The 26,560-nt window shown below is 60.8% G+C and carries 29 protein-coding genes; 18 read left to right on the plus strand and 11 right to left on the minus strand.

The features are described from left to right. Window positions 1–229 precede the first annotated feature (229 nt). Both ACM6IM_RS20970 and ACM6IM_RS20975 read left to right on the plus strand, forming a co-directional pair. On the plus strand, window positions 230–661 hold the full coding sequence (locus tag ACM6IM_RS20970) for an OsmC family protein (protein WP_414866206.1): 432 nt from the start codon (window positions 230–232) through the stop codon (window positions 659–661). 131 nt (window positions 662–792) lie between these two features. After that, window positions 793–1,032, plus strand: coding sequence for a DUF1161 domain-containing protein (locus ACM6IM_RS20975; RefSeq protein ID WP_414866207.1), 240 nt, complete (start codon window positions 793–795; stop codon window positions 1,030–1,032). Between the two features lie 6 nt (window positions 1,033–1,038). On the opposite strand, the gene ACM6IM_RS20980 is transcribed toward ACM6IM_RS20975, so the two are convergent. Further along, window positions 1,039–1,458 carry a hypothetical protein gene (locus tag ACM6IM_RS20980; protein ID WP_201191173.1) on the minus strand — a complete coding sequence of 140 codons (420 nt, stop codon included), beginning with the start codon at window positions 1,456–1,458 and terminating at the stop codon, window positions 1,039–1,041. A 40-nt stretch (window positions 1,459–1,498) separates the two neighbouring features. Then, entirely contained in the window at window positions 1,499–1,921 is a 423-nt protein-coding gene (locus ACM6IM_RS20985; RefSeq protein WP_201191174.1) for a hypothetical protein, read from the minus strand. Window positions 1,922–1,981: 60 nt separating this feature from the next. On the opposite strand from ACM6IM_RS20985, the gene ACM6IM_RS20990 reads away from it, so the two are divergent. Further along, on the plus strand, window positions 1,982–3,073 hold the full coding sequence (locus ACM6IM_RS20990) for an aminopeptidase (RefSeq protein WP_414866208.1): 1,092 nt from the start codon (window positions 1,982–1,984) through the stop codon (window positions 3,071–3,073). Between the two features lie 79 nt (window positions 3,074–3,152). Here ACM6IM_RS20990 and ACM6IM_RS20995 read toward each other — a convergent pair whose 3' ends face one another. Further along, window positions 3,153–3,803, minus strand: coding sequence for an HAD family hydrolase (locus ACM6IM_RS20995; protein WP_414866209.1), 651 nt, complete (start codon window positions 3,801–3,803; stop codon window positions 3,153–3,155). Between the two features lie 27 nt (window positions 3,804–3,830). Continuing rightward, window positions 3,831–4,376 carry a gamma carbonic anhydrase family protein gene (locus ACM6IM_RS21000; protein ID WP_192307335.1) on the minus strand — a complete coding sequence of 182 codons (546 nt, stop codon included), beginning with the start codon at window positions 4,374–4,376 and terminating at the stop codon, window positions 3,831–3,833. A 62-nt stretch (window positions 4,377–4,438) separates the two neighbouring features. Between ACM6IM_RS21000 and prlC the strand changes: the two genes are divergently transcribed. Next, window positions 4,439–6,517 (plus strand): oligopeptidase A, encoded by a 2,079-nt coding sequence (gene prlC / locus ACM6IM_RS21005; protein WP_414866210.1) that lies wholly within the window; start codon window positions 4,439–4,441, stop codon window positions 6,515–6,517. Next, a complete protein-coding gene (locus ACM6IM_RS21010; protein ID WP_192307333.1) occupies window positions 6,514–6,801 on the plus strand; it encodes a YheV family putative zinc ribbon protein in 288 nt (95 codons plus the stop codon). Before prlC ends, ACM6IM_RS21010 begins: the two co-directional genes overlap by 4 nt. A 45-nt stretch (window positions 6,802–6,846) precedes the next feature. Here the strand turns inward: ACM6IM_RS21010 and ACM6IM_RS21015 are convergent, their stop codons facing one another. Together ACM6IM_RS21015 and ACM6IM_RS21020 are read right to left on the minus strand one after the other, a co-directional pair. Then, window positions 6,847–7,488: a dual specificity protein phosphatase family protein gene (locus ACM6IM_RS21015; RefSeq protein WP_201191180.1), complete on the minus strand. Its 642-nt coding sequence runs from the start codon at window positions 7,486–7,488 to the stop codon at window positions 6,847–6,849. Between the two features lie 176 nt (window positions 7,489–7,664). After that, complete coding sequence (locus tag ACM6IM_RS21020; protein ID WP_201191182.1) at window positions 7,665–7,970, minus strand: hypothetical protein; 306 nt, start codon at window positions 7,968–7,970, stop codon at window positions 7,665–7,667. Window positions 7,971–8,199: 229 nt separating this feature from the next. Here ACM6IM_RS21020 and ACM6IM_RS21025 point away from each other — a divergent pair, with 229 nt between their 5' ends. The 3 genes from ACM6IM_RS21025 (at window position 8,200) to ACM6IM_RS21035 (ending at window position 11,849) form a co-directional block, all read left to right on the plus strand. Further along, window positions 8,200–9,258, plus strand: coding sequence for a PA0069 family radical SAM protein (locus ACM6IM_RS21025; protein ID WP_414866211.1), 1,059 nt, complete (start codon window positions 8,200–8,202; stop codon window positions 9,256–9,258). Between the two features lie 242 nt (window positions 9,259–9,500). After that, window positions 9,501–10,232 (plus strand): carbonic anhydrase, encoded by a 732-nt coding sequence (locus tag ACM6IM_RS21030; protein WP_192307329.1) that lies wholly within the window; start codon window positions 9,501–9,503, stop codon window positions 10,230–10,232. 90 nt (window positions 10,233–10,322) lie between these two features. Further along, window positions 10,323–11,849 (plus strand): SulP family inorganic anion transporter, encoded by a 1,527-nt coding sequence (locus ACM6IM_RS21035; RefSeq protein WP_414866212.1) that lies wholly within the window; start codon window positions 10,323–10,325, stop codon window positions 11,847–11,849. A gap of 112 nt (window positions 11,850–11,961) precedes the next feature. Here the strand turns inward: ACM6IM_RS21035 and ACM6IM_RS21040 are convergent, their stop codons facing one another. Continuing rightward, entirely contained in the window at window positions 11,962–12,612 is a 651-nt protein-coding gene (locus ACM6IM_RS21040) for a hypothetical protein (RefSeq protein ID WP_192307327.1), read from the minus strand. Between the two features lie 371 nt (window positions 12,613–12,983). Between ACM6IM_RS21040 and coxB the strand changes: the two genes are divergently transcribed. The 4 genes from coxB to ACM6IM_RS21060 all read left to right on the plus strand — a co-directional run bounded on the left by coxB (window position 12,984) and on the right by ACM6IM_RS21060 (window position 17,368). Beyond that, the gene (coxB, locus tag ACM6IM_RS21045) at window positions 12,984–14,111 is read left to right on the plus strand and encodes a cytochrome c oxidase subunit II (protein WP_192307326.1); all 1,128 of its coding nucleotides are present in this window, start codon (window positions 12,984–12,986) and stop codon (window positions 14,109–14,111) included. 82 nt (window positions 14,112–14,193) lie between these two features. Next, window positions 14,194–15,780, plus strand: coding sequence for a cytochrome c oxidase subunit I (gene ctaD, locus ACM6IM_RS21050; protein WP_201191185.1), 1,587 nt, complete (start codon window positions 14,194–14,196; stop codon window positions 15,778–15,780). 123 nt (window positions 15,781–15,903) lie between these two features. Then, the gene (locus ACM6IM_RS21055; RefSeq protein ID WP_192307324.1) at window positions 15,904–16,455 is read left to right on the plus strand and encodes a cytochrome c oxidase assembly protein; all 552 of its coding nucleotides are present in this window, start codon (window positions 15,904–15,906) and stop codon (window positions 16,453–16,455) included. Between the two features lie 25 nt (window positions 16,456–16,480). Next, the gene (locus tag ACM6IM_RS21060; RefSeq protein ID WP_414866213.1) at window positions 16,481–17,368 is read left to right on the plus strand and encodes a cytochrome c oxidase subunit 3; all 888 of its coding nucleotides are present in this window, start codon (window positions 16,481–16,483) and stop codon (window positions 17,366–17,368) included. A 6-nt stretch (window positions 17,369–17,374) separates the two neighbouring features. Here the strand turns inward: ACM6IM_RS21060 and ACM6IM_RS21065 are convergent, their stop codons facing one another. Beyond that, on the minus strand, window positions 17,375–17,578 hold the full coding sequence (locus ACM6IM_RS21065; protein WP_150765453.1) for a twin transmembrane helix small protein: 204 nt from the start codon (window positions 17,576–17,578) through the stop codon (window positions 17,375–17,377). Window positions 17,579–17,647: 69 nt separating this feature from the next. Between ACM6IM_RS21065 and ACM6IM_RS21070 the strand changes: the two genes are divergently transcribed. Genes ACM6IM_RS21070 through ACM6IM_RS21090 form a run of 5 tightly spaced genes read left to right on the plus strand, consistent with a single transcriptional unit; the run spans window position 17,648 to window position 21,557 of the window. After that, on the plus strand, window positions 17,648–18,388 hold the full coding sequence (locus ACM6IM_RS21070) for an SURF1 family protein (protein ID WP_414866214.1): 741 nt from the start codon (window positions 17,648–17,650) through the stop codon (window positions 18,386–18,388). Next, on the plus strand, window positions 18,354–18,947 hold the full coding sequence (locus tag ACM6IM_RS21075; RefSeq protein WP_414866215.1) for a hypothetical protein: 594 nt from the start codon (window positions 18,354–18,356) through the stop codon (window positions 18,945–18,947). The genes ACM6IM_RS21070 and ACM6IM_RS21075 overlap by 35 nt, the downstream gene beginning before the upstream one ends. 11 nt (window positions 18,948–18,958) lie before the next feature. After that, window positions 18,959–20,038, plus strand: a complete 1,080-nt coding sequence (locus ACM6IM_RS21080; protein WP_414866216.1) for a COX15/CtaA family protein — start codon at window positions 18,959–18,961, stop codon at window positions 20,036–20,038. Beyond that, a complete protein-coding gene (gene cyoE / locus ACM6IM_RS21085; protein WP_192307319.1) occupies window positions 20,026–20,925 on the plus strand; it encodes a heme o synthase in 900 nt (299 codons plus the stop codon). Before ACM6IM_RS21080 ends, cyoE begins: the two co-directional genes overlap by 13 nt. Then, window positions 20,922–21,557: an SCO family protein gene (locus ACM6IM_RS21090; protein ID WP_414866217.1), complete on the plus strand. Its 636-nt coding sequence runs from the start codon at window positions 20,922–20,924 to the stop codon at window positions 21,555–21,557. Before cyoE ends, ACM6IM_RS21090 begins: the two co-directional genes overlap by 4 nt. A 55-nt stretch (window positions 21,558–21,612) precedes the next feature. Here ACM6IM_RS21090 and ACM6IM_RS21095 read toward each other — a convergent pair whose 3' ends face one another. From ACM6IM_RS21095 to ACM6IM_RS21105, 3 genes are read right to left on the minus strand one after another with little or no spacing between them, the layout of a single operon-like run. Beyond that, a complete protein-coding gene (locus ACM6IM_RS21095; protein ID WP_192307317.1) occupies window positions 21,613–22,383 on the minus strand; it encodes a MetQ/NlpA family ABC transporter substrate-binding protein in 771 nt (256 codons plus the stop codon). Between the two features lie 26 nt (window positions 22,384–22,409). Then, window positions 22,410–23,084 (minus strand): methionine ABC transporter permease, encoded by a 675-nt coding sequence (locus tag ACM6IM_RS21100; RefSeq protein WP_192307316.1) that lies wholly within the window; start codon window positions 23,082–23,084, stop codon window positions 22,410–22,412. Further along, window positions 23,084–24,091 (minus strand): methionine ABC transporter ATP-binding protein, encoded by a 1,008-nt coding sequence (locus tag ACM6IM_RS21105; protein ID WP_414866218.1) that lies wholly within the window; start codon window positions 24,089–24,091, stop codon window positions 23,084–23,086. Before ACM6IM_RS21105 ends, ACM6IM_RS21100 begins: the two co-directional genes overlap by 1 nt. A 246-nt stretch (window positions 24,092–24,337) precedes the next feature. Here ACM6IM_RS21105 and katE point away from each other — a divergent pair, with 246 nt between their 5' ends. Beyond that, a complete protein-coding gene (gene katE, locus ACM6IM_RS21110) occupies window positions 24,338–26,476 on the plus strand; it encodes a catalase HPII (RefSeq protein WP_414866219.1) in 2,139 nt (712 codons plus the stop codon). Window positions 26,477–26,560: the final 84 nt, after the last annotated feature.

Consider the following 26,560-nt stretch of genomic DNA (forward strand, 5'->3'; position numbering starts at 1 on the left):
GCTTCTCCAAGGGGGCGCAGGTTTTTGACGAACGGAAACCTGCCGAATTCATAAGCGTGTTTCATGCAATGAGGGCATATACCCGAGTTTCAAGAGTGACGACGAAATTTCCGACTCAAATAGTAGGAATTAATATCGGGTGAACTTTGCATCACCGTCTATCCTCAGAACCTTGGCAAGCAAAACCACGAAGGCGCGACACCTCGCGCCGGACTCTGAGGAGGCAGACATGGCTATTACCAAGAAAGCATCAGCCCATTGGGAAGGTGATCTGAAAACCGGCATCGGTTCGATTTCCACGGAAACCGGCGTTCTCAGGGAAGCGCCCTACGGCTTCAAAGCCCGTTTCGAAGGTGGAAAAGGTACCAACCCGGAAGAGCTGATCGGCGCGGCCCACGCGGGCTGCTTTTCCATGGCTTTTTCGATGATTCTCGGCGATGCCGGTCTCAAGGCTGACAGCATCGACACCAACGCCGAGGTCGTGCTGGACCAGGTGGACGGCGGCTTCGCCATTACCGCCGTGAAATTGATCCTGAAGGCGAAAATCCCTGGAGCAACCCAGGCGCAGTTCGAGGAATTGAGCACCAAGGCCAAAGAAGGCTGCCCGGTATCCAAAGTGCTGAATGCCAAGATCAGTCTGGACGCCACACTGATCAGCTAGATCGGCAATGATGGAGTCAGTGATCGCAGCCTTCGACAGGCTGCGATTTTTTTGCGCTGAAACAAAACCTGACTGGCGCGATGATGGTCGAATAAATGACAGCAACATGCTGCTTCAAAGGAGCTTCATCGATGAAACGTTTTGCCCTGGCGTTTATCTGCACTGCACTGGCGACTTCGGCACTGGCGGCGCCCAAGGATTGCGAAGAACTGAAGAACGAAATCGAGGTGAAGATCCAGGTGAATGCCGTGCCCTCCTACACCCTGGAAATCGTCTCGAAGCAAGAGGCCGAAAAGCATGACATTGCCATGGTTGTCGGCACCTGCGATAACGGCACCAAAGCCATCATTTACCAGAAGAACGACCGCTGACAGGCCTCAGATGATGCAATTGACTTCCCGGTCTTCGGCCACGATCTCGCGCTTGTCGTTGTAAAGCCGCGCGCTGGGGGTGAACGCCAGGGAGCGGGCTTCAAGCCGGTAACGCTGGCCGGCTTCGAAATGGTCGAACCGGATCGTCAGGTAGCACAATCGCTCCACCGGGCCGGTCATCAAGCTGCCGCCACCGCCAAATACCTCAAAGTCGAAACGCACCCTCAGCTCATGACTGCCCGGGCTAACCTGGAAAAAACGCCCGTCGCGCAGGCGCTGGTTGTCCAGGCGCTCGGCCATCAGCAACTTGCCCCCAGGGGTGGGCGTCGCGAAGTCGACCCAGGCCATCTGTGGATCGACCGCCGGTAACGGACTCTGGCAACCGGCGAAGGCGCCAGCCGCGAGCAAAAGCAACAACCTGCGCATGATGAATGCCCCGAGGATTGGACATTCAGCATAGCGCCGATCAGGTTCGTTGGCAGCCCGCCGGCGTGCCCTGGCCGATCACTTTTCGCTGTTGATCATAAAGCTTGGCCCACGGCCGAAAGCCGATGTTCCCCGCCTGCAACTGATACTTCTCACCGGCGTTGAAGCCATTGAATTTCACATTCAACTGGCAATCGCGCCACAACGGCTCGGCGTCCGGCCCGATGTTGCCCGGCTCGACCGCGAATTGATAGCGCACCGTGAGCTCGTGACTGCCGGGCTGGACCTCGAAATAGCGTTTGTCCGTGGACGCCTTGTCATCGACCTCCAACGCTTGCAGCGCGGTGTCCTGCTGCGGCGAATCGAGATCGATCCACGCTTGAGAGGGGTCGTGGTGAGGTATGCCGAATCCTGCACAACCTGTCAGCATCAACAGGCTACCCGTCAGCATCATCTTGCGCATAGCGGAGCTCCAGTCAGGCGGGATAGTCTTGCGGGCAGACTTTCCAGGGAAGATTTTATTGTGATCAGGCCGCTTCCAAGCCATGGGTTACTTGATCGCGTTTTGCGCGTTTTGTTTCCGGGTGCGTTGCTTTTATTGCTCAGCGGGTGCGCCAGCGTCAGCTACTACGGCCAATTGGCCAATGGTCAGTTGCAGCTGCTGCGGGCCCGGGAACCGGTTTCCAAGGTGCTTGCCGACCCATCCCGCGACCCTGAACTGCGCGCGCATCTGGCGCAGTCACAAAAGGCCCGGACCTTCGCCAGCCAGCAGCTGCATCTGCCGGATAACCAGAGTTATCGGTTGTACGCCGACATCGGCCGACCGTTCGTCGTCTGGAATGTATTCGCCACCCCGGAGTTTTCCCTGTCGCCGCAAAACCACTGTTTTCCAGTCGCAGGGTGTGTGGCTTATCGCGGTTATTACACCCAGAGCGCCGCCCGGGGCCAGGCGGCGTTGCTGCGAGAGGAAGGTATGGACGTGTCGATCGGCGGCGTCGAGGCCTATTCGACGCTCGGTTGGTTCAACGATCCGATTATCAGTTCGATGATGGGTTGGGGCGATGAACGGCTGGCGACCCTGATTTTCCACGAGCTGGCTCACCAGCGTGTCTATGTGAAGGACGACACCGAGTTCAACGAGTCCTTCGCTACGTTTGTCGAGCGGGAAGGCACTCGGCAATGGCGTGCCTGGCGCGGCCTGGCGCCGGACAACGGCAACCCGGCGCAGCAGCGGGACCAGTTTATCCAGCTGGTGCTGGATACCCGCTCGCGACTTGAGCAGCTCTATGCCACGCCGTTGTCGACCGAGCAGATGCGCCAGCGCAAGGCGCAGGAATTCGAAAGGCTACGCAGCCGGTACCGCACGCTGCGAGACAGCCAGTGGGCTGGGGATAAACGCTATGACGCGTGGATAAACGCGCCGATGAACAACGCCCGGCTGTTGCCGTTTGGTTTGTACGACCAATGGGTGCCGGCGTTTGCGGCGCTGTTCAAGCAGGAACGAGGCGACTGGCCGGCGTTTTATGCGGCGGTGGAAAAACTCGGCGCGTTGCCGGCTCCGGAGCGAAAGGCGGCTTTGAAAGGGTTGGCAGGGCCCGGCAATGGCGCGGGCTGATCCGCGTCTCTTCGCGGGCAAGCCCGGCCCCGGTGCTTGACTACTGCGTGGAGCAGGCTGGCCCGCGAAGGCGCTTCGGCTAGCGCCGCAAAAAAGCCTGGTGCAAATCGTCCAGCGTTTCGAAATGGTAGGCCGGCGCTTCCGCGCTCAGCTCCTCGCGGCTGCCAAACCCATAGCCCACCGCAGCCGCATCCAAGCCGTTGCTGCGCGCGCCAATCAGGTCGTGCTTGCGGTCGCCGATCATCAGGGTATTGTCCGGGTCCAACCCTTCTTCGGCCATCAGGTGGGCAATGAGCTCGACCTTGTTGGTTCGCGTGCCGTCCAGTTCGCTGCCGTAGATCACTTTGAAGTGCCTGGCGAAATCGAAATGCCGGGCAATTTCCCGGGCGAAAACCCACGGTTTGGACGTCGCGATGTACAACTGTCGCCCTTGCCCACCCAGGGTTTCCAGCAACGGCGTGACGCCCTCGAACACGCGGTTCTCGTAAAGGCCGGTGACCTTGAAGCGTTCGCGATAGAAATTCACCGCTTCCCAGGCCTTCGGCTCGTCGAAGTCGTAGAACTGCATGAACGCCTGCAACAACGGCGGACCGATGAAGTGCTCCAGCTTGCTCAGGTCGGGTTCGTCGATGCCCAGTTTGCCCAGGGCGAACTGGATCGAGCGGGTGATGCCTTCGCGGGGATCGGTCAGGGTGCCATCGAGGTCGAACAAAACGGTTTGGTAATGCATGTTGAATCCTGAATTAGAGTGTCGCGCTCAGACCTGGTCGTAGCCTTCGGCCAGATGCAGATCCTTGAGTTTCACGTAGTTCGCCGCACTGTAGGTGAAGAACGCCTGTTCCTTTTCCGTCAACGGCCGGACCTGTTTCACCGGGCTGCCCACATACAGGAACCCACTGTCCAGGCGCTTGCCCGGGGGTACGAGACTGCCGGCGCCGATGATCACATCGTCGGCGACCACGGCACCGTCCATGACAATGCTGCCCATGCCGATCAACACCCGGCTCCCCACGGTGCAGCCATGCAGCATGACTTTATGGGCGATGGTGACATCGTCGCCGATCAGCAATGGAAAACCATCGGGGTTGAACGGGCCGGCGTGGGTGATGTGCAACACGCAGCCGTCCTGCACGCTGGTGCGCGCTCCGATGCGGATGCGGTGCATGTCGCCGCGAATCACCGTCAGCGGCCACACAGAGCTGTCGTCGCCGATTTCGACATCGCCGATCACCACCGCCGAGCGGTCGACAAAAGCGCCTTTGCCGAGCAATGGCGTGTGGTTCTGGTACTTGCGAAGGTTCACGATAGGGTTTCTCTCTGTTGCCGATAGCTGCGGTGAACGCCGATTGTAATTAAGATGGCTGCATGTTTCTTCCAGCCAAGGTGCCAACCGTGAGCGTGAACAACCCTCTTTTGCAGTCCTACGACCTGCCGCCGTTCTCGGCGATCCGTGCCGAACACGTGCAACCGGCCATTGAACAGATTCTGGCAGACAACCGCGCCGCGATTATCGAGATTCTCAAAACCCAGGCCAAACACCCGACCTGGGCCGGCCTGGTGCTGGCGATGGACGAACTCAACGATCGCCTGGGTGCCGCGTGGAGCCCGGTCAGCCACCTCAACGCCGTGTGCAACAGCGCCGAGCTGCGCGAAGCCTACGAGTCCTGCCTGCCGGCACTGAGCGCCTACTCCACCGAACTGGGCCAGAACCGCGCGCTGTTCGAAGCCTTCCAGGCCCTGGCCAACAGCCCGGAAGCTGCCGGTTTCGACGTGGCACAAAAAACCATCCTTGAACATTCCCTGCGTGACTTCCGCCTGTCGGGTATCGACCTGCCGGAAGCCGAGCAGAAGCGTTATGCAGAAGTCCAGAGCAAGCTCTCGGAACTGGGCAGCCGCTTCTCCAACCAGTTGCTTGACGCGACTCAAGCCTGGACCAAACACGTGACCGACGAGGCCGCCCTCGCCGGCCTGACCGACTCGGCCAAGGCACAAATGACTGCAGCAGCGCAGGCCAAGGGACTGGACGGTTTCCTGATCACCCTGGAGTTCCCCAGCTACTACGCGGTGATGACCTACGCCAACGACCGCGCCCTGCGCGAAGAAGTCTATGCCGCCTACTGCACGCGCGCGTCGGACCAGGGCCCGAATGCCGGCCAGAACGACAACGGCCCGGTCATGGAAGAAATCCTCGACCTGCGCCAGGAACTGGCCAGGCTCCTGGGCTTCGCCAGTTTCTCCGAGCTGAGCCTGGCCACCAAGATGGCCGAATCCAGCGATCAGGTCCTGAGCTTTCTGCGCGACCTGGCCAAGCGCAGCAAACCGTTCGCGGCGCAGGATCTGCAACAGCTCAAGGCCTACGCTGCCGAACAGGGCTGCCCGGACCTGCAAAGCTGGGACAGCGGTTTTTACGGCGAAAAGCTCCGCGAACAACGTTACAGCGTCGCCCAGGAAGCCCTGCGCGCCTATTTCCCGATCGACAAGGTACTCAGCGGCCTGTTCGCCATCGTCCAGCGCCTGTACGGCATCGAGATCGCCGAGCAGACCGGTTTCGACACCTGGCACCCGGATGTTCGCCTGTTTGAAATCAAGGAGAACGGCCAGCATGTCGGCCGCTTCTTCTTCGACCTCTACGCCCGCGCCAACAAGCGCGGCGGTGCGTGGATGGACGGCGCCCGCGACCGTCGCCGCACAGCCGGCGGCGTGCTGCAGAGCCCGGTGGCCAACCTGGTGTGCAACTTCACTCCGGCCGACAGCGGTAAACCGGCGCTGCTGACCCATGATGAAGTCACCACCCTGTTCCACGAATTCGGCCACGGCTTGCATCACCTGCTGACCCGCGTCGAACACGCGGGCGTGTCCGGCATCAACGGCGTGGCGTGGGATGCGGTCGAACTGCCAAGCCAGTTCATGGAAAACTGGTGTTGGGAGCCGGAAGGCCTGGCGCTGATTTCCGGCCACTACGAAACGGGCGAACCGCTGCCGCAGGACCTGCTCGGCAAGATGCTCGCGGCGAAGAACTTCCAGTCCGGCCTGATGATGGTTCGCCAGTTGGAATTCTCGCTGTTCGACTTCGAACTGCATGCCACCCACGGCGACGGCCGCAGCGTGCTGCAAGTGCTCGAAGGCGTGCGTGACGAGGTTTCCGTCATGCGACCACCGGCCTACAACCGCTTCCCCAACAGTTTCGCCCACATTTTTGCCGGCGGTTACGCTGCGGGCTACTACAGCTACAAGTGGGCCGAAGTCCTGTCGGCCGACGCGTTCTCCAGGTTCGAGGAAGACGGTGTGCTCAACGCCGAGACCGGTCGCGCGTTCCGCGAAGCGATCCTGGCACGCGGCGGGTCGCAGGAACCGATGGTGCTGTTCGTCGACTTCCGTGGCCGTGCACCGTCGATTGACGCACTCTTGCGCCACAGCGGCCTGAGTGAGGACGCAGCAGCATGAGTGAGGTGCCTGTGAAAACGAAAAAACGCTTCATCGCCGGGGCGGTCTGCCCGGCGTGCAGCGAGCCGGACAAACTGATGATGTGGAGCGAAGACAACACCCCGCATCGTGAATGCGTGGCGTGCGGCTATTCCGACACCTTGAATGAACAGGGGCTGTCGGTGCCCAAGGAACTGGGTACGCGGGTCAACGTTTCGGCGCTGAAGGTTGCGGACGCCAAGGTTCAGGCCGTGCAGTTTTTCCCTAACCCGAAGCTGAAGAAAAAGCCTGACGAACAGCACTGACCGCTGTCATCGCCTCCCACCGCGCAATGCCGTGGGAGGCCTTGCTTATTCGACGTGGGCGGACTGGAACCAGTTCTTCATCGAGCACGCGGCGAACGGGCTCGTGCTGCACTCGCCGTTGGCCAGCGCCGTGCGCAACTTGTCCACATCCGCCTGCATCATGTAGCGGATGCCATCCTTGAAGTGGCTGTTGTCACCAAATCCCCCTTGAGTCATCTCGCCCAGGGCATCTTCCTTGCTCCAACCCTGCACCACCACCCGGTACATGGCGGCGATCAGCCCGGTACGGTCCGAACCATGTTTGCAATGCATCAGCACAGGGCCCTTGGCCTCGGCAGCCTGAATGGCGCGCAGGGCCTTGAGGACTTGCGCATCATCCACGTGATTGGTGCGATAAGGCAGTTGGACCTGTTCGATCGAGGGGTTGGCCAGCCAGTTTGAATCGGACTCCGGCAGGAAGTTGATCACGGTCGCAACCCTGAGTTTTTCCAGCAACGCGACGGCACCGGCGTCGGGTAGCGCGCTGCGGTAGAGGGTCGGGGACATCTGGAAAAGGTTGTACTGGACCTCGACCGATTGAGCCCAATCCGCAGGGCGGGACAGGGCGGTGTCGTCAGCGTGGGCGAACGTCAGGTTGAACAAGGCGACCAGCGACAGGCACAGCGCTGGGATGAGGCGTAAAGACATGCTCGGCGACCGTACAGTGGAAAGGAAAGGTGACGACGCCAGATTGGGGCAGGAACGGTCAAAGGACCGTGAGCCCTTTGTCAAAGGATCGTGAACACGATAGCGTCTGGATAACTATTCAGCCCTGATTAAAAACAGGCCTGCATCAACTTCATGCAGGCCCCTTCACCACCTCGTTACGGGCTGACGATAGCCGAATAAGCTGCCGCCAGCGCCAACAACTTCTGTTTATCGTCATGATCGATATCGCCGTCACCGTCGACATCACTCTTCAACGTCTTGATATTGAAGGAGCGGCCGCCATCGTCGGAGATCGCCATCATATGCACGGAGTCGACCAGGGTCTCTGTAACCCCTTCCGTTACCGGGTCCCAGATGGATTCCTTGCGAGAAAGCTGCATCGCGACCTGTGCTTCCAGAGGGTTGACGCGCGTGGGGGCGAGCAGTTGTAAAAATATACCGCGCTGATTCAAGAACGACATTGACCAAATCCTTTTAGTAAGTAAGAACACGAAACTTCGTGCGAGCCGAATAGTACTTATCAGGTTAACTTTCCTGCCATTCGCTTTATGTTTCCCGGAATTGCAATATGCATTTCTTATCAACTAAGGATGCACAGGAAACACTGAAACGCGCTTGTGCGCCCAACGGCACTGGTCGGCACGGACTGCCTCGGATACTGTATGCACATACAGCACAGGAAACCCGCCGATGAACACGCCTTTGCCACCGCGCGGTCGCGGTACCGCCACCAATCCGCATAACCGTTTTGCACCCAACCGCTCGGTGGCGCAGGACGATGGCTGGTACCAGGAAGTCCCGGTGACCCAAGGCACCGAAGTGCGCATCGAAACGGCTAAAACCATCATCACTCGCAACAGCTCGCCAGACCTGCCCTTTGATCGCTCGATCAATCCTTATCGTGGCTGCGAGCACGGCTGCATTTACTGTTACGCGCGCCCCAGCCACGCCTATTGGGACATGTCGCCGGGGCTGGATTTCGAAACCCGCTTGATCGCCAAGACCAACGCCGCCGACGTGCTTGAACAGCAACTGGGCAAACGCGGCTATGAATGCGCGCCGATCAACCTGGGGTCCAACACCGATCCTTACCAACCGATCGAGCGTGAACACCGAATCACCCGGCAAACCCTGGAAGTGCTGCTGCGTTATCGCCACCCGGTGACGATCATCACCAAGGGCTCGCTGATCCTGCGTGACCTGGACCTGCTCGCCGAACTCGCCGCTCAAAGGCTGGTGGCGGTGATGATCAGCCTCACCACCCTGGACGATGAACTCAAACGCATCCTCGAACCCCGCGCCGCCGCCCCCAAGGCCCGTCTGCGGGCGATTCGCGTCATGCGCGAGGCCGGGATCCCGGTGGGTGTGCTGTGTTCACCGATGATTCCGATGATCAATGACTGCGAGCTCGAAAGCCTGTTGAGCGAAGCACACGCCGCGGGGGCGCAAAGTGCGGCGTACATGATGTTGCGCCTGCCTCTGGAGGTGGCGCCGCTGTTCGAGGAATGGTTGGCGGCCCACTATCCCCAGCGGGCAGCCCACGTGCTGAGCCTGATCCGCCAGAGCCGTGGCGGTGAACTCTACGACAGGCGGTTTGGTAGCCGGATGCGTGGCGAAGGTCCGTTTGCCGACCTGCTGGCGCAACGATTTGCCAAAACCATCAAGCGCCTGGGGCTCAACCGCCGAGAGGGCTTCAACCTGGATTGCGCTGCCTTTTGTCCGCCGGGTCGCCAGATGACGCTGATTTGAGGACAATTGACCTATGGTTTATGAGTGCGACCCCGTGACGGACCAGGCCGGTCACGTTTTATGTGCCCTGTAACATACGGTCCAGAGCGGTTGATTCAGTTTGAGTTAAGTTTCGCCGGCTACCTTGTTCATCGAGTGACTGACGGGTCGAGATCTCTAGCCCGGACGTTTTTTTAACAGCCACTGGCTTCACACCGGACAAAACGGGAAAATTCCCTGAATCCGCCAATGAGGAAGACTTCATGAGTGACAAGGATAAACAGCCGTTGGCTGCGTCGGCTTCAGCCCCACAAGAGGCGGAGACCGCCGATGCAGCGCTTCAACATATCGTTGACGGTTTTTTGCATTTTCATCACGAGGTTTTTCCACAGCAGGAAGAACTGTTCAAGAAACTCGCCACGGCGCAAAAGCCACGGGCGATGTTCATTACCTGCGCCGACTCGCGCATCGTTCCCGAGCTCATCACCCACAGCTCGCCGGGCGATCTGTTCGTCACCCGTAACGTCGGCAACGTCGTTCCGCCTTACGGGCAAATGAATGGCGGCGTTTCCACTGCCATCGAATACGCGGTGCTGGCACTGGGCGTGCAACACATCATCATCTGCGGCCACTCCGATTGCGGTGCCATGCGTGCGGTGCTCAATCCTGCCAGCCTGGAAAAAATGCCCACGGTCAAAGCCTGGCTGCAACACGCCGAAGTCGCGAAAACCATGGTGCACGACAACTGCAACTGCACCGACGAAAGCGAGACCATGCATGTCCTCACCGAGGAAAATGTCATCGCTCAATTGCAACACTTGCGCACCCATCCTTCGGTAGCCTCGCGCATGGCGAATGGTCAGCTGTTCATCCATGGCTGGGTCTACGACATCGAAACCAGCAAGATCAAAGCTTACGACGCGGACCAGAGCCGTTTCCTGCCGCTCGACGGCAGTCGACCGATTCCGGTGGCGACGCCCAAAGCGCGCTTCTAAACCCTCCTAAAAATCTGTGTGGCTTGACGCCGGCCGCTGTTTCAGCGGTCCGGCCTCGTCACGCCTGAAGAAAACTTCGGGAGAACCACCATGCGTGCAGCGCAACTCAAAGCTGTTCTGCCACGGGAGCTGTTGGCGTCCGTGGTTGTGTTCCTTGTGGCCCTGCCCCTGTGCATGGGCATCGCCATCGCCTCGGGGCTGCCACCGGCCAAAGGCCTGATCACCGGCATCATTGGCGGGCTGGTCGTGGGTTGGCTCGCCGGCTCGCCCCTGCAAGTGAGTGGCCCGGCCGCGGGCCTGGCGGTTCTGGTGTTCGAACTGGTACGCCAGCACGGCATCGCCATGCTCGGTCCGATCCTGTTACTGGCGGGCTTTCTGCAACTGGTTGCCGGGCGCCTGAAGCTGGGCTGCTGGTTCCGGGTCACGGCGCCAGCCGTGGTGTACGGCATGCTCGCCGGGATTGGCGTGCTGATTGTGCTGTCGCAGGTGCATGTGATGCTCGACGCGGCGCCCAAGGCTTCAGGGCTGGATAACCTGGCGGCGTTCCCGGCGGCGCTGGTTCAGGCGCTGCCGTCCGTGGGCTGGCAGGCCGGCCTGCTCGGGCTGTCGACGATCGCGGTGATGTGGCTGTGGGAGAAATGGCGCCCGCATGCCCTGCGCTTCATTCCCGGCGCCTTGCTCGGCGTCGGGTTGGCCACGACCGTCAGCCTGATACTCGCCCTGCCGGTCAAGCGGGTGGAGGTCCCGGCCAACCTTGCGCAGGCCATCGACTGGCTGAAACCGGCGGACTTGCTCAACCTCGCCGACCCGACACTGTTGATCGCGGCCCTCGCCGTCGCCTTCATCGCCAGCGCCGAAACCCTGCTGTCGGCGGCTGCGGTGGACCGCATGCACAGCGGCCAGCGCTCGGACTTCGACCGGGAACTCTCGGCCCAGGGTGTGGGCAATATGCTCTGCGGCCTGCTCGGCGCGCTGCCGATGACCGGCGTGATCGTACGCAGTTCGGCCAACGTTCAGGCCGGTGCGTCAACGCGCCTGTCGACGATCTTCCACGGCTTGTGGCTGCTGGCGTTCGTGTTGCTGCTGTCGAGCCTGTTGCAGAGCATTCCGGTGGCGAGCCTGGCAGGCGTGCTGGTGTACACCGGTTTCAAGCTGGTGGACCTCAAGGTATTCCGTGGCCTGGGCCGTTATGGTCGGATGCCGATGTTCACCTATGCCGCTACCGCACTGGCAATCATCTTCACCGACTTGCTGACCGGCGTACTGATCGGCTTTGGCCTGACCCTGGTGAAACTGGCGCTGAAGGCTTCGCGGTTGAAGATCAGCCTGATCGACCTGCCCGGTGAAAGTGAAATGGAACTGCGCCTGATCGGCGCGGCGACCTTCCTCAAGGTGCCCGCGCTGACGCAGGTACTGGGGACCATTCCGGCGGGCTCGACCGTGCATGTGCCGCTCAATAACCTGAGCTACATCGATCACGCGTGCCTGGAACTGCTTGAGGAATGGGGGCGAGCCAACGCGGCCAAGGGGTCGAGGTTGTTGATCGAGTCGCGGGGGTTGAAGCGCAGGCTTGAAGGACGGTTGAGAACCAACACCGGCATCGGTTCCGCCGCCTAGACAGCACTGTGGGAGCGAGTCTGCTTGCGAAGGCGGACAGTCATTCAACATTGATGTTGGTCGACACACCGCCTTCGCGAGCAGGCTCGCTCCCACAGGTTCGTGGAGGGAATTACGCCACGGTTTGATCCAGTTCCAGGCCCACGCCCAGGCGCCGGGACATGCACGGCCAGCGCTTCCAGGCAGCCCCTGTATCCGGGCTGCTGAGTTTTTCACGGTAGGCTTCCACCGACTCCAGGGCGAAGCTGTCGTCGTCGAGCATGTTGTCCACGGCGTGGTGCACCACTTCATCCAGCTGGTTGGCGAAGGCCTCACCGATCAATTGATGGGCAATCAGGTTGGCGACAGTCATGTCCAGGGGGATCAGTGGCTGGCCAAAATGCTTGATGTACAGATCGTTGACCTCCTCGACAAACCGGTGCGCCAGATAGGCTTCATCCAGCAGGCTGTCCAGGCCGACGTGCCCCGCCATGATCTGCGGCGGCTGAAGGAAGTACTGTTCGGCAATTTTCAGCACCGGCTTGATCTGCGACTCGATACCCGCCTCCCTGGCGACTTCATTGGCTGCGTCCAGCAGATCGGGCACCTCGTCGATATAGGCGGCGACAAAACGCGTCAGCACGCCATGGGCATCGACCTCCGGCAATTGGATCGTCGGATGCAGTTGCGGCAGTTTGCTTTCAAGCTGACGGGTCAGCAGGCCTGTAGCGGCTTCGTGTTGTTGGGCTTTTTGGATCTGCTCGCGTAATGCGGCGGTGTTCATGAAAACTCCAGGAAACAAAGGCAATGAAATAGGGAAGACATAACTTAGCTGGCTCACCAAAACGTTTAAGACGCATTTGTCATAATTGTTTCATCGTTGAGACGGCAAAGTTATAACCATTTGCCACCACTCGTCCGCATCCTTCTCCATTCGGGACCTTGAACGCAAGTCCCGGCTGTTTCAGATCATTTACGCCCTCACGTTGCGAGGTGGCAGTCGCTGTCTATACTCGGGTTGGAATGGAGTTAGCTGATGACGCCCGACTGCACACGCAGCAAGGCCCGGCGATTCAAGTTCGTAGTCTGATGCAGCCGCTCCCTTGCCGCAGGTGAAAGCCGGCGGGATAACAAGAACGATAAGGGGAACCCGCAATGATGCGACATCCACATGTCTGGATGGGCCTCCTGTTGTGGTCGATTTTCAGCCCGGCGCACGCCGCCTGGACTGTGAATATGGCGCCGGGAGCGACTGAAATCAGTCACGCAGTGTTTGACCTGCACATGACCATTTTCTGGATCTGTGTAGTGATCGGCATCATCGTCTTCGGCGCCATGTTCTGGTCGATGATCCTGCACCGCCGCTCGACCGGGCAGGTGGCCGCAAAATTTCATGAAAGCACCACCGTCGAAATCCTCTGGACCATCGTGCCCTTCCTGATCCTGGTGGCAATGGCCGTTCCCGCGACGGCGACCCTGATCAAGATGTACGACGCCAGTGAGCCGGATATCGATATCCAGGTCACCGGCTATCAATGGAAGTGGCACTACAAATACCTGGGCCAGGACGTCGAGTTCTTCAGCAACCTGGCCACGCCCGCCGAGCAGATCCACAACAGGCAAGCCAAGGGCGAACATTACCTGCTGGAAGTCGACAAGCCGCTGGTGCTGCCGATTGGCGCCAAGGTGCGCTTCCTCGTGACCTCCGCCGACGTCATCCACTCCTGGTGGGTGCCCGCCTTCGCCGTCAAGCGCGATGCCATCCCGGGCTTCGTCAACGAAGCCTGGACCCGCATCGACAAGCCGGGCATCTACCGTGGGCAGTGCGCCGAACTGTGCGGCAAGGACCATGGCTTCATGCCGATCGTGGTCGAGGTCAAGGAAAAGGCCGATTACGAAAAATGGCTGGGCGAGCGCAAGGCCGAAGCGGCGCAACTCAAGGAGCTGACCAGCAAGGAATGGACACTCGACGAGCTCAAGGAGCGCGGCGACAAGGTTTACCACACCACCTGCGTGGCCTGTCACCAGGCCGAAGGCCAGGGCCTGCCGCCGATGTTCCCGGCACTCAAGGGCTCGAAAATCGCTACCGGGCCGAAAGACGCCCACCTGAGCATCGTCTACCACGGCAAGCCCGGCACCGCGATGGCGGCGTTCGGCAAGCAGCTGTCGGAAGTCGATATCGCGGCGGTCGTGACCTACGAACGTAACGCCTGGGGCAACAACAAGGGCGACATGGTCACTCCCAAAGAAGTACTGGAGCTGAAACAGGCGGAAAGCAAATGACCCGGTCTATTGCGCATGTAAGCAACCGGTCGGGGCGACGCGCCCCGGCCCGCCCAGCCCAACCGTTTGCAGGAGACAAGCCATGAGCGCCGTCATCGATGACCATGGTCATGCCGACCACGCCCACGGTCCCGCCAAAGGCCTGATGCGCTGGGTACTGACCACCAACCACAAGGACATCGGCACCCTGTACCTGTGGTTCGCCTTTTCCATGTTCCTGCTCGGCGGTTCGTTCGCCATGGTGATTCGCGCCGAACTGTTCCAGCCGGGACTGCAGATCGTCCAGCCGGAATTCTTCAACCAGATGACCACCATGCACGGCCTGGTGATGGTCTTCGGCGCGGTGATGCCGGCCTTTGTCGGCCTCGCCAACTGGATGGTGCCGCTGATGATCGGCGCGCCGGACATGGCCCTGCCGCGGATGAACAACTTCAGTTTCTGGCTGCTGCCCGCGGCGTTCCTGATGTTGGTCTCGACGCTGTTCATGCCCGGTGGCGGGCCGAACTTCGGCTGGACCTTCTACGCACCGCTGTCGACGACCTACGCACCCGAAAGCGTGACCTTCTTCATCTTCGCCATCCACCTGATGGGGATCAGCTCGATCATGGGCGCGATCAACGTGATCGCCACCATCCTCAACCTGCGCGCCCCCGGCATGACCCTGATGAAAATGCCACTGTTCGTCTGGACCTGGCTGATCACCGCGTTCCTGCTGATTGCCGTGATGCCGGTACTGGCCGGGTGCGTCACGATGATGCTGATGGACATCCACTTCGGCACCAGTTTCTTCAGTGCCGCCGGTGGCGGTGATCCGGTGCTGTTCCAGCATGTGTTCTGGTTCTTCGGGCACCCCGAGGTGTACATCATGATTCTGCCGGCCTTCGGTGCCGTCAGCTCGATCATTCCGACCTTTTCGCGCAAGCCGCTGTTCGGCTACACCTCGATGGTCTATGCAACGGCGAGCATCGCGTTCCTGTCGTTCATCGTCTGGGCGCACCACATGTTCGTGGTGGGCATTCCGCTGGTGGGCGAACTGTTCTTCATGTACGCCACATTGCTGATCGCCGTGCCGACCGGGGTGAAGGTGTTCAATTGGGCCAGCACCATGTGGCAGGGCTCGCTGACCTTCGAGACACCGATGCTGTTCGCGGTGGCGTTCGTGATCCTGTTCTCCATCGGCGGCTTCTCCGGGCTGATGCTGGCGATCGCACCCGCCGACTTCCAATACCAGGACACCTACTTCGTGGTCGCGCACTTCCACTATGTGCTGGTGCCGGGAGCGATCTTCGGGATCTTCGCTTCCGCCTACTACTGGCTACCGAAGTGGACCGGTCACATGTACGACGAAACCCTCGGCAAGCTGCACTTCTGGCTCTCGTTCATCGGCATGAACATGGCGTTCTTCCCGATGCACTTCGTGGGCCTCGCCGGCATGCCACGGCGGATTCCGGACTACAACCTGCAATTCGCCGACTTCAACATGGTGTCGTCGATCGGTGCATTCCTGTTCGGCACCACGCAGCTGTTCTTCCTGTTCATCGTGATCAAGACCATTCGCGGCGGCCCGCCAGCACCGGCCAAACCCTGGGATGGCGCAGAAGGCCTGGAGTGGAACATCCCGTCTCCGGCGCCGTATCACACCTTCACCACGCCACCGGAAGTGAAATGAACACGCTGTCTTTCGTGGGATCGAGCCTGCTCGCGATGAATGCCGCCGCGGTGCATTCATCCAGGCCGGGCGCGTTTTCGTTCACGTCCATCGCGAGCAGGCTCGCTCGCACAGGAAAGGACCATGGCTGACTCGATTTCGATGAAAAAGCTGGTCACGCGCCTGTTGCTGGTGGTGGTGGCGATGTTTGTGTTCGGGTTTGCCCTGGTGCCGATCTACGACGTGATGTGCAAGGTGTTCGGCATCAATGGCAAGACCGCCGGGCAATATGAGGGTGAGCAGATCGTCGACGCCTCGCGGCAGGTGCGCGTGCAGTTTCTGTCGACCAACTCAGCAGACATGCCCTGGGATTTCTTTCCCACGAAGGATGAGCTGACGACCAACCCCGGGGCGGTGAACGAGATGGTCTTTATCGCGCACAACCCCACCGACCGCCCGATGAGTGCCCAGGCCGTGCCAAGCATTGCCCCCAGCGCCGCGGCGGCGTACTTCCACAAGACCGAATGTTTCTGCTTTACCCAGCAAGTGCTGCAGCCCGGTCAACGGATCGAGATGCCGGTACGTTTCATCGTTGACCGTGACATGCCCAAGGATGTGAAGCACCTGACGCTGTCCTACACGCTGTTCGATATCACCGCCCGACATCCACCGGTGGCTGCAAATACTGGCGGTTGAGCGTGCCCGATAAGGAGAACAATAAATGGCAACTCATGAGCACTATTACGTACCGGCCCAGAGCAAGTGGCCGATCATTGCCACGGTCGGCATGTTCGTCACCGTGTATGGCCTGGCGACCTGGTTCAACGATCTGAAAGCCGCGCGCCCGGAATCCCACGGCCCGCTGATCTTTTTCGTCGGCGGCCTGTTGCTGGCCTACATGCTGTTCGGCTGGTTCGGAACAGTGGTCAAGGAGGGTCGCGCCGGGCTGTACAGTGCGCAGATGGATCGTTCGTTCCGCTGGGGAATGAGCTGGTTCATTTTCTCCGAAGTGATGTTCTTCATCGCGTTCTTCGGTGCGCTGTTCTACGTGCGCCATGTGTCAGGTCCCGCCCTGGGCGGTGAAGGCAGCAAGGGCCTTGCCCATATGTTGTGGCCCGGCTTCGAGTTCACCTGGCCATTGCTGAACAACCCCGACTCCAAACTCTTCCCGCCGCCCAAGGACGTCATCAGCCCGTGGGGTCTGCCGCTGCTCAACACGGTGCTGCTGGTCAGCTCCAGCGTCACCGTGACCATCGCCCACCACGCGCTGAAAAAGGGCCATCGCGGCGCGCTGAAACTGTGGCTGGCGATCACCGTGCTGCTGGGCTGTGCGTTCCTTGGCTTCCAGGCGGAAGAATACCTGCACGCCTACCACGAACTGGGCCTGACCCTGGGCTCGGGCATCTACGGTGCGACGTTCTTCATGCTCACCGGTTTCCACGGCGCACACGTGACCATCGGCACCATCATTCTGTTTGTGATGCTGATGCGGATCATGCGCGGGCATTTCGACAACGACCATCAGTTCGGTTTCGAGGCGGCCAGCTGGTATTGGCACTTCGTGGACGTGGTGTGGATTGGCTTGTTCGTTTTCGTCTACGTGTTGTGAACCGCCTTACCAGGACACGTGCGACACCAACTGGCCGCTGAAAAAACCCCAGGCGATCAAGCCGACGGTAATGGCGGCCAGGGCCACACGAACACTCAAGGCGATGACGAGGCGGTTCGAGCTGCTGTCGTCCTTGACCAGAAAAAACAGGCCGCTGAACAGGCTGACAACCGTGGCAATCAGCATCAGGACGATAGCTGCCTTGAGCATGGGGAATCTCCGGGGGAAGGCGATGCAGTTGAGTATAGCTATCGCGACCAGCGAACTTCTGGCGGCGCCATGAAACGCTTCCAACCGGGTGTCGTGCCGACATTGGTGGTTGCGCTCCTGCTGCCCCTGTTGGTGTCGCTGGGTTTCTGGCAACTGGGCCGGGGCGCGGAAAAAACGGCGCTGCTCAGCACCTACGCTGAGCGGCGGGCCGCCGAGCCGATGGCCAGCACCGAGCTGCAGCACACTCAAGACCCGGCCTTTCGCCGCGTGCGCCTGCATGGCCAGTTCGATGCCGCCCACAGCCTGCTGCTGGATAACCGCCAGCGCGATGGCAAGGTCGGCGTGGAGTTGCTGCAACCGTTTCAGGATCAGACCACCGGACTGTGGCTGTTGGTCAATCGCGGCTGGCTGCCCTGGCCCGACCGGCGCACGCCGCCACAATTCACCACGCCGACCCAGGTGCTGAGTCTCGATGCCTGGGTCTACGTTCCGCCCGGCGCGACCTTTCAGTTACAGGCCGATCCGAGCGCCACAACCTGGCCCGAACTGGTGACCGTCGTCGACCCGGCGAAGCTGTGGACCACGCTGGATCGTGAAGGCTTTGCCTACGAATTACGCGAAGAAAGCGGCCCTGCCTCGTACCGGGCCGATTGGCCGGTGGTCGCCCTGGGCCCGGAAAAACACATCGCCTACGCCGTGCAATGGTTCGCCATGGCGATCGCCCTGCTCGGCCTCTTCATTTACCTCGGCTGGCACAACGCAAAGGAGAAACACCATGGGAGCGGCCATGAATCCACCCAGCATGTCTGAGGCGAAAGCCCCGGTAAACCGGCGCAAGGGGCGCGTGCAGTTGCTGCTGATCCTGCTGGGGGTGATCGGCCCGATGATCCTTGCCACCGGCATGTACAAATTGCAGTTCTGGGTGCCCGAGGGCCGCAGCTACCACGGTGAATTGATTGGCAACGGCCAGACGCGTGCCGACCTCGGCGTCCAGGCGCAGGAGGATCGCTGGCAGCTCCTGGTGACCGCACCGAAGGCGTGCTCCGTGGACTGCCAGCAACTGGTGTACCTGGCTCGGCAGGTGCAGATCGGTCTCGGCCGCGATGCCTCGCGCGCCAGCCATGCATTGGCCACCGCGCAACCGTTGGCCAGCGACTACGACGCCAAGCTGACCCGCGAGTACCCGCAACTGCAACGCTACTCCATGGACCTGACCCCGTTCAGCAAGACGACCGGCGAGTCGACGCTGCCGCAGCTGTGGATCATCGACCCCCACGGCAATCTGGTGCTGCGCTACGACCCGGCGGTGAAGGGCAAGGACCTGCTCAATGACCTGCGGCACCTGCTGAAACTGTCGAACATCGGATAAAGGGCATCGTCATGGCCAAACCTGGATTTCGCCTCGCGCTGTTTGCCACCCTGCTGGCGTTGATCGTCGTGCTGCTCGGCGCCTATACCCGCCTGACGCACGCCGGTCTCGGCTGCCCGGACTGGCCCGGCTGCTACGGCTTCATCAGCGTGCCGAAAAGCGAGGCTCAGCTGGCCCATGCCGAGCTGCATTTTCCCGACTCGCCCGTCGAAGCGCACAAGGGCTGGAACGAGATGGTCCACCGCTACTTCGCCGGCACGCTGGGCTTGCTGATCTCGGTACTGGCCGGGCGAGCCTGGGTGCATCGACGTCACCCGGGGCAACCGGTGAAGCTGCCGCTGTTTCTGCTGGCGGTGGTCATCGCCCAGGCGGCCTTCGGCATGTGGACGGTGACACTCAAGCTGTGGCCGCAAGTGGTCACCGGGCATTTGCTCGGGGGATTCGCGACATTGAGCCTGTTGTTCCTGCTGACCTTGCGCCTGTCCGGCGTGCTGCCGGCGCTGACCGTGCCCCGGCGCCTGCAGTATTGGGCGACCGCCGGGTTATTGCTGGTGATCCTGCAAATCGCCCTCGGGGGTTGGGTCAGTTCCAACTATGCCGCCGTGGCCTGCATCGACTTCCCGACCTGCCACGGTCAATGGTTGCCGCCGGCGGACTTCGCCAATGGCTTTCACCTGACCCAGCACATCGGCCCCAATTACCTCGGCGGGCAACTGGACAGCGAGGCCCGCACCGCGATTCACCTGACTCACCGCATCGGCGCCTTGCTGGTCACCCTGGTATTGCTGGGTCTGGCGTGGCAATTGAAAGCCGTCGGCATGACGCGACTGGCCGCTCTGGTGCTGATCGCGCTGGCCGCACAAATCACCCTCGGCATCAGTAACGTGCTGTTTCACCTGCCATTGCCGGTGGCCGTCGCCCACAACGCCGGCGGCGCAGCGCTGTTGCTGACCCTGGTGCTGGTCAACTATCACGCACGAACCAGCCTGGTTCGGGTCAAGCAGCCGTCGCTCGGGCGCTGGCGGTTCAGCCCGCGCAAACAGTCGGCCGGGCCCATCACAATAAAAGGAGAGATGCCATGGCGACTCTGACCGGTACACGGCACAGCCAGGCGATCTGGCGTGATTATCTGGAGCTGACCAAGCCTAAAGTGGTGGTGCTGATGCTCATCACATCGCTGGTCGGCATGTTTCTCGCGACCCGCGCCGGGGTGCCATGGACGGTGCTGGTGTTTGGCAACCTGGGGATCGCCCTGTGCGCCGGCGGGGCGGCGGCGGTCAACCATGTGGTGGACCGGCGGATCGACGCGGTGATGGCCCGCACCCACAAACGCCCCCTGGCCGAAGGCCGGGTTTCACCGACCGCAGCGCTGACCTTCGCACTGGTGCTGGCGCTGCTGGGCCAGGCGCTGCTACTGGCCTTTACCAACCCGCTCACCGCCTGGCTGACCCTCGCCTCCCTGCTCGGCTACGCCGTGATCTACACCGGCTTTCTCAAGCGCGCGACACCGCAGAACATCGTCATCGGCGGCCTGGCCGGTGCCGCCCCGCCGCTGCTGGGCTGGACCGCCGCCACTGGTCACATCAGTGCCGAACCGCTGCTGCTGGTGCTGATCATCTTCGCCTGGACCCCGCCGCACTTCTGGGCGCTGGCCATTCACCGCAAGGAAGAATACGCCAAGGCCGACATCCCGATGTTGCCGGTCACCCACGGCGAGCACTACACCAAGATTCATATCCTGCTCTACACCTTCGCGTTGCTGGCGGTCAGCCTGATGCCCTACGTGATCCACATGAGCGGTCTGCTCTACCTGATTTGTGCGCTGGGCCTGGGCGCGAGGTTTCTGCAATGGGCCGTCGTGCTGTACCGTGGCACTCGACCGCACGCGGCGATCAATACCTTCAAGTACTCTATCTACTACTTGTTCCTGCTGTTCATCGCGTTGCTCGTGGACCACTACTTATTGTTGAACCTATGACTCGAACTCAGAAAACCGTCTTCATCCTCGTCGCCCTGATCGCGCTGGTTCTGGGCCTCACCATCAACAAAGTGCTGTCCGGCAAGGGCCAGGGTGATCCCACCGTATTGATCGACGCCGGGATCATTCTGTTGCCGCAGAGCCGTACGCTGCCAAACGTGACGATGACCGACCAGGACGGTCAACCGGTGGCGGTCAACGAGCTCGAAGGCAAGTGGTCGCTGCTGTTCCTGGGTTACACCTTCTGCCCGGACATCTGCCCGACCACCCTCGCCCAATTGCGCCAGATCAAGAGCGAACTGCCGAAAGAGGCTGTGGATAACCTGCAGATCATCCTGGTGAGCGTCGATCCGAACCGCGACACGCCCAAGCAACTCAAACAGTACCTGGGCTACTTCGACCCACAGTTCCGGGGCCTGACCCCGGCCTCGGTGGACGACCTCCAGAAACTGGCCAATGCCGTGAGCATCCCGTTCATTCCGGCCGACACCAGCAAGCCCAACTACACGGTGGATCACAGCGGCAATCTGGCGGTGATCGGACCGGATGGCAAACAACGCGGGTTCATCCGCGCACCGTTGAACAACGTGAAGCTGGTGGCGCAGTTGCCGGTCATGCTCAAGCGGAAATAGTTTCAGGCACAAAAAAGGGAGGCCCATTGGCCTCCCTTTTTCATTGCATTCGCAATCAGAACGCCGGCACTACCGCGCCTTTGTACTTCTCGATGATGAAGGCCTTCACTTCCGGGCTGTGCAGCGCGGCAACCAGTTTCTTCATGTCTTCGCTGTCCTTGTCGTCCGGACGGGCCACCAGGATGTTCACGTAAGGCGAGTCGCTGCCTTCGATGACCAGCGCGTCTTTGGACGGATCGAGCTTGGCTTCCAGCGCGTAGTTGGTGTTGATCAGAGCGAGGTCGACCTGGGTCAGCACGCGAGGGATGGTCGCGGCTTCCAGTTCGCGGAATTTCAGGTCCCGAGTGTTCTCGGTGATGTCCTTGACCGTCGAGAGGATGTTGTTCGAATCCTTCAGCTTGATCAGGCCCGCCTTGGCCAGCAGCAACAGTGCACGACCGCCGTTGGTGGCGTCGTTCGGAATCACCACGTTGGCGCCGCCCGGCAGCTCCTCCAGCTTCTTGTACTTGCTGGAGTAGGCACCCAGGGGTTCCAGGTGCACGCCGGCAACCGACACCAGGTCCGTGCCCTTGGCCTTGTTGAACTCATCGAGGTACGGCTGGTGCTGGAAGAAGTTGGCGTCCAGGCGCTTCTCGGCCACTTGCACGTTCGGCTGAATGTAGTCGGTGAAGACCTTGACCTTCAGGTCCACGCCTTCCTTGGCCAGCACTGGCTTCACGAATTCGAGGATTTCTGCGTGCGGCACCGGAGTGGCCGCCACGGTCAGGGTGTCGGCGTGGGCGGAAAAGGCTGCAACGGCAGCGAACGCGACGAGTAGTTTTTTCATTCAGCTAATTCCTTGTCAGTACCCGCTTACTTGCGGGAAAAATGCACGACCAGCTTGTCGCCAACCGTTTGCAACACTTGAACCAGTACCAGCAGCAACACCACGGTGACCACCATCACGTCGGTCTGGAATCGCTGGTAACCGAAACGGATCGCCAGGTCGCCGAGCCCCCCTGCGCCCACCACACCGGCCATGGCCGTGTAGGACACCAGTGTAATCGCTGTCACCGTAATCGCCGCAAAGATGCCCGGACGGGCTTCTGGCAGCAAGGCATTGGTGATGATCTGGCGAGTGGTCGCGCCCATGGACTGGGTCGCTTCGATGATGCCGCGATCCACTTCGCGCAGGGCGGTTTCCACCAGCCGCGCAAAGAACGGCGTGGCCCCCACCACCAATGGCGGAATCGCACCGGCGACGCCCAACGAGGTGCCGGTGATCAGCACGGTGAACGGAATCATCACGATCAGCAGAATGATGAAAGGCAGCGAACGCAGGATGTTCACCATCAACGACAACATCGCGTAGATGCCCTTGGCCTCGAGCAACTGGCGCGGGCTGCAGAGGAACAGCAACACGCCCAACGGCAGGCCCAGGAGCACGGTGAACAGCAGCGAACCGCCGAGCATCAGCAGGGTATCGCCGGTAGCCAGCCAGATTTCGAACCAGTCGATATTAACGAAGAAACTTGTCAGGGCTTCCATCAGCGCAGCACCTCCATGTGGACGTCAGCGGCGGTGAAACGGGCAAACGCCGCCTCCATGTCGCCACCGGTGACCGCCAGGGTCAGTTGCCCGTAGGGGATGTCTTTGATGCGGTCGATACGACCGGCCAGGATGCTGTAGTCCACGCCTGTGTCGCGAGCGACGGTGCCCAGCAACGGCGCGTAGGTGGCGTCGCCCTGGAAGGTCAGGCGCACGATGCGGCCCGGCACATGGGCGAAGTCATCGCGTTGCTCGCTTTCGTCGATCTGTTCGCTTTCCTGGACGAAGCGCTTGGTGGTCGGGTGCTTGGGATGCAGGAACACCTCGGCCACGGAGCCTTGCTCGACGATCACACCCGCATCCATCACCGCCACCTGGTCGCAGACCCGACGGATCACATCCATCTCGTGGGTAATCAGGACGATGGTCAGCTTCAGCTCACGGTTGATCTCGGCCAGCAACTGCAGGACCGACGCCGTGGTTTGCGGGTCCAGGGCGCTGGTCGCCTCATCGCACAGCAGAATTTTCGGCTTGGTCGCCAGGGCGCGGGCAATGCCGACGCGCTGCTTCTGGCCACCGGACAACTGCGCCGGGTACTTTTTCGCGTGGTCGGACAACCCCACCCGCGCCAGCAGTTCGGCGACACGCAGGTCGATCTCGCCACGCGACAGCTCGCCGGCCAGGGTCAGCGGCAGCGCGACGTTGTCGGCCACGGTCTTGGAAGCCAGCAGGTTGAAGTGCTGGAAAATCATCCCGACCTGTTGGCGAAAGCGGCGCAAGCCATTGGCGTCGAGCGCCGTCACTTCTTCGCCGTCGACGATGATCTTGCCGCCAGTGGTGTTCTCCAGGCGATTGATCAGACGCAGCAGGGTACTTTTTCCCGCACCGGAATGACCGATCAGGCCGAAGACCTGACCGTTCTCAATCGTCAGACTGGTCGGGTGCAGGGCGGGGATATCCTTACCGGCGACGCGGTAGGTTTTATGGACGTTTTGAAACTCGATCACGTAGCGAACCTTGTGGGGCGCGTTGGAAAAAGATCAGCGGTTAGCCGGGCGCGCATTTTAGCCTGTCCGTATAGAGGTTATTAGCATTTATTCGGCAATCAACCTTCGATTTGGCAATAACGCGACCGAAAGTCATAAAAAAGGAACGGTTGGAAGCCCTCATCAGTCACTCATTAGGCAACTCGACGATCGCCAGGTGCCGTGCCTGGACGCATTTTCCCACGTCCGACGAGGAGTTTACGACTGATGAGTATCAAGAAGCCTGGCGCCACGAAGAGCGCATTGGCCGGGACCGACACCCTGGACCGAGGTAACACCAATACCAAGCTCGACAGCCTGGAAACATTCCGTTCCGACGCCACCGATCAGGCCCTGCGCACCAACCAGGGCGTCAAGGTGTCGGACAACCAGAACACGCTGAAGGTCGGCGCCCGCGGGCCGTCGTTACTGGAAGACTTCATCATGCGTGAGAAAATCACGCACTTTGACCATGAGCGCATCCCGGAGCGCATTGTCCACGCCCGCGGAACCGGCGCCCATGGTTTTTTCCAGTCCTACGAAAACCATTCGGTGTTGACCAAGGCAGGTTTCCTGCAGGACCCAGGCAAGAAAACCCCGGTCTTCGTACGATTTTCCACGGTGCAAGGCCCTCGCGGGTCGGGCGACACCGTGCGCGACGTACGTGGTTTCGCCGTGAAGTTCTTCACCGACGAAGGCAACTTCGACCTGGTGGGCAACAACATGCCGGTGTTCTTCATCCAGGACGCGATCAAGTTCCCCGACTTCGTCCACGCGGTAAAACCCGAGCCACACAACGAGATCCCCACGGGCGGCTCGGCCCATGACACCTTCTGGGATTTCGTGTCGCTGGTACCGGAGTCGGCGCACATGGTGATCTGGGCCATGTCCGACCGGGCGATCCCGAAAAGCCTGCGCAGCATGCAGGGCTTTGGCGTGCACACCTTCCGGCTGATCAATGCCGAGGGCAAATCCAGGTTCGTCAAGTTCCATTGGCGCCCGACGGCTGGCACCTGCTCGCTGGTATGGGATGAAGCACAGAAACTCGCCGGCAAGGACACCGACTACCATCGGCGCGATCTGTGGGAAGCCATCGAAATGGGCGACTACCCCGAATGGGAACTGGGCGTACAAGTGATCGAGGAAGAAAACGAACACGCCTTCGATTTCGACATTCTCGACCCGACCAAACTCATTCCAGAGGAAACCGTTCCGATCACGCCGCTGGGCAAAATGGTGCTCAACCGCAACCCGGACAACTTCTTCGCCGAAGTCGAGCAGGTCGCGTTCTGTCCGGGACACATCGTTCCCGGAATCGATTTCTCCAATGACCCGTTGCTGCAAGGCCGACTGTTTTCCTACACCGATACGCAAATCAGCCGACTCGGTGGGCCGAACTTTCACGAAATTCCGATCAACCGTCCGGTGGCACCGTTCCACAATGGCCAACGTGACGCACTGCACCGCACCACCATCGATAAAGGTCGCGCGTCCTATGAGCCGAACTCCATCGACGGCGGCTGGCCGAAAGAAACCCCGCCTGCCGCCCAGGACGGTGGATTCGAGTCCTACCCTGAGCGCATCGACGCGGCCAAGATCCGTCAGCGCAGCGAGTCGTTTGGCGATCACTTCTCCCAGGCGCGGTTGTTCTTCAACAGCATGAGCCCCCATGAAAAAGAGCACATCATTGCCGCTTACAGCTTTGAGCTGGGCAAGGTCGAGCGCGAGTTCATCCGGGCGCGGGAAGTGAACGAGATCCTCGCCAACATCGACCTGGAGCTGGCCGGACGTGTCGCGCAGAACCTCGGTTTGCCGGCACCGAAAACCGGGACGGTGGAGGTACCGAAGACGTCCCTGGAACGCTCACCGGCCCTGAGCCAGGCCAATCTGTTGCCGGGCGATATCAAAACCCGAAAAGTCGCGATCCTGGCGGCCGATGGGGTCGATGGCGCAGCGATCGATGCGATGAAGAAGGCACTGGAAGCCGAAGGCGCGCATGCCAAACTGCTCGGCCCGACGTCTGCGCCGGTCAAGACGGCGAATGGCAAGGCCTTGCCGGTGGACGCTTCCATGGAAGGGATGCCATCGATCGCGTTCGATGCGGTGTTCGTGCCCGGTGGCGCGGAGTCGATCAAAGCGTTGAGCGGCGATGGTGTGGCGTTGCACTACGTGCTTGAGGCGTACAAACACCTGAAAGCGATTGCCCTGCACGGCGAGGCAAAACAGTTGCTGGATGTGTTGAAGCTGGAGGTGGATGCGGGGTTGATCGTGGGGGCGGATGCCAAGCTGCACAAGGCGTTCTTCGACGCCATCGGGCAGCATCGGGTGTGGGCGCGGGAGCCGAAGGCCAAGGCGGTTCCGGCTTGAGACAAATCTAGCTGGTCAGGCCGCTATCGCGAGCAGGCTCGCTCCCACAAGTCTTGGTTGAAACACACATTGTGTGAACACCAA

This window comes from Pseudomonas sp. IT-P12 (assembly GCF_949767465.1).
Lineage (GTDB): Bacteria > Pseudomonadota > Gammaproteobacteria > Pseudomonadales > Pseudomonadaceae > Aquipseudomonas.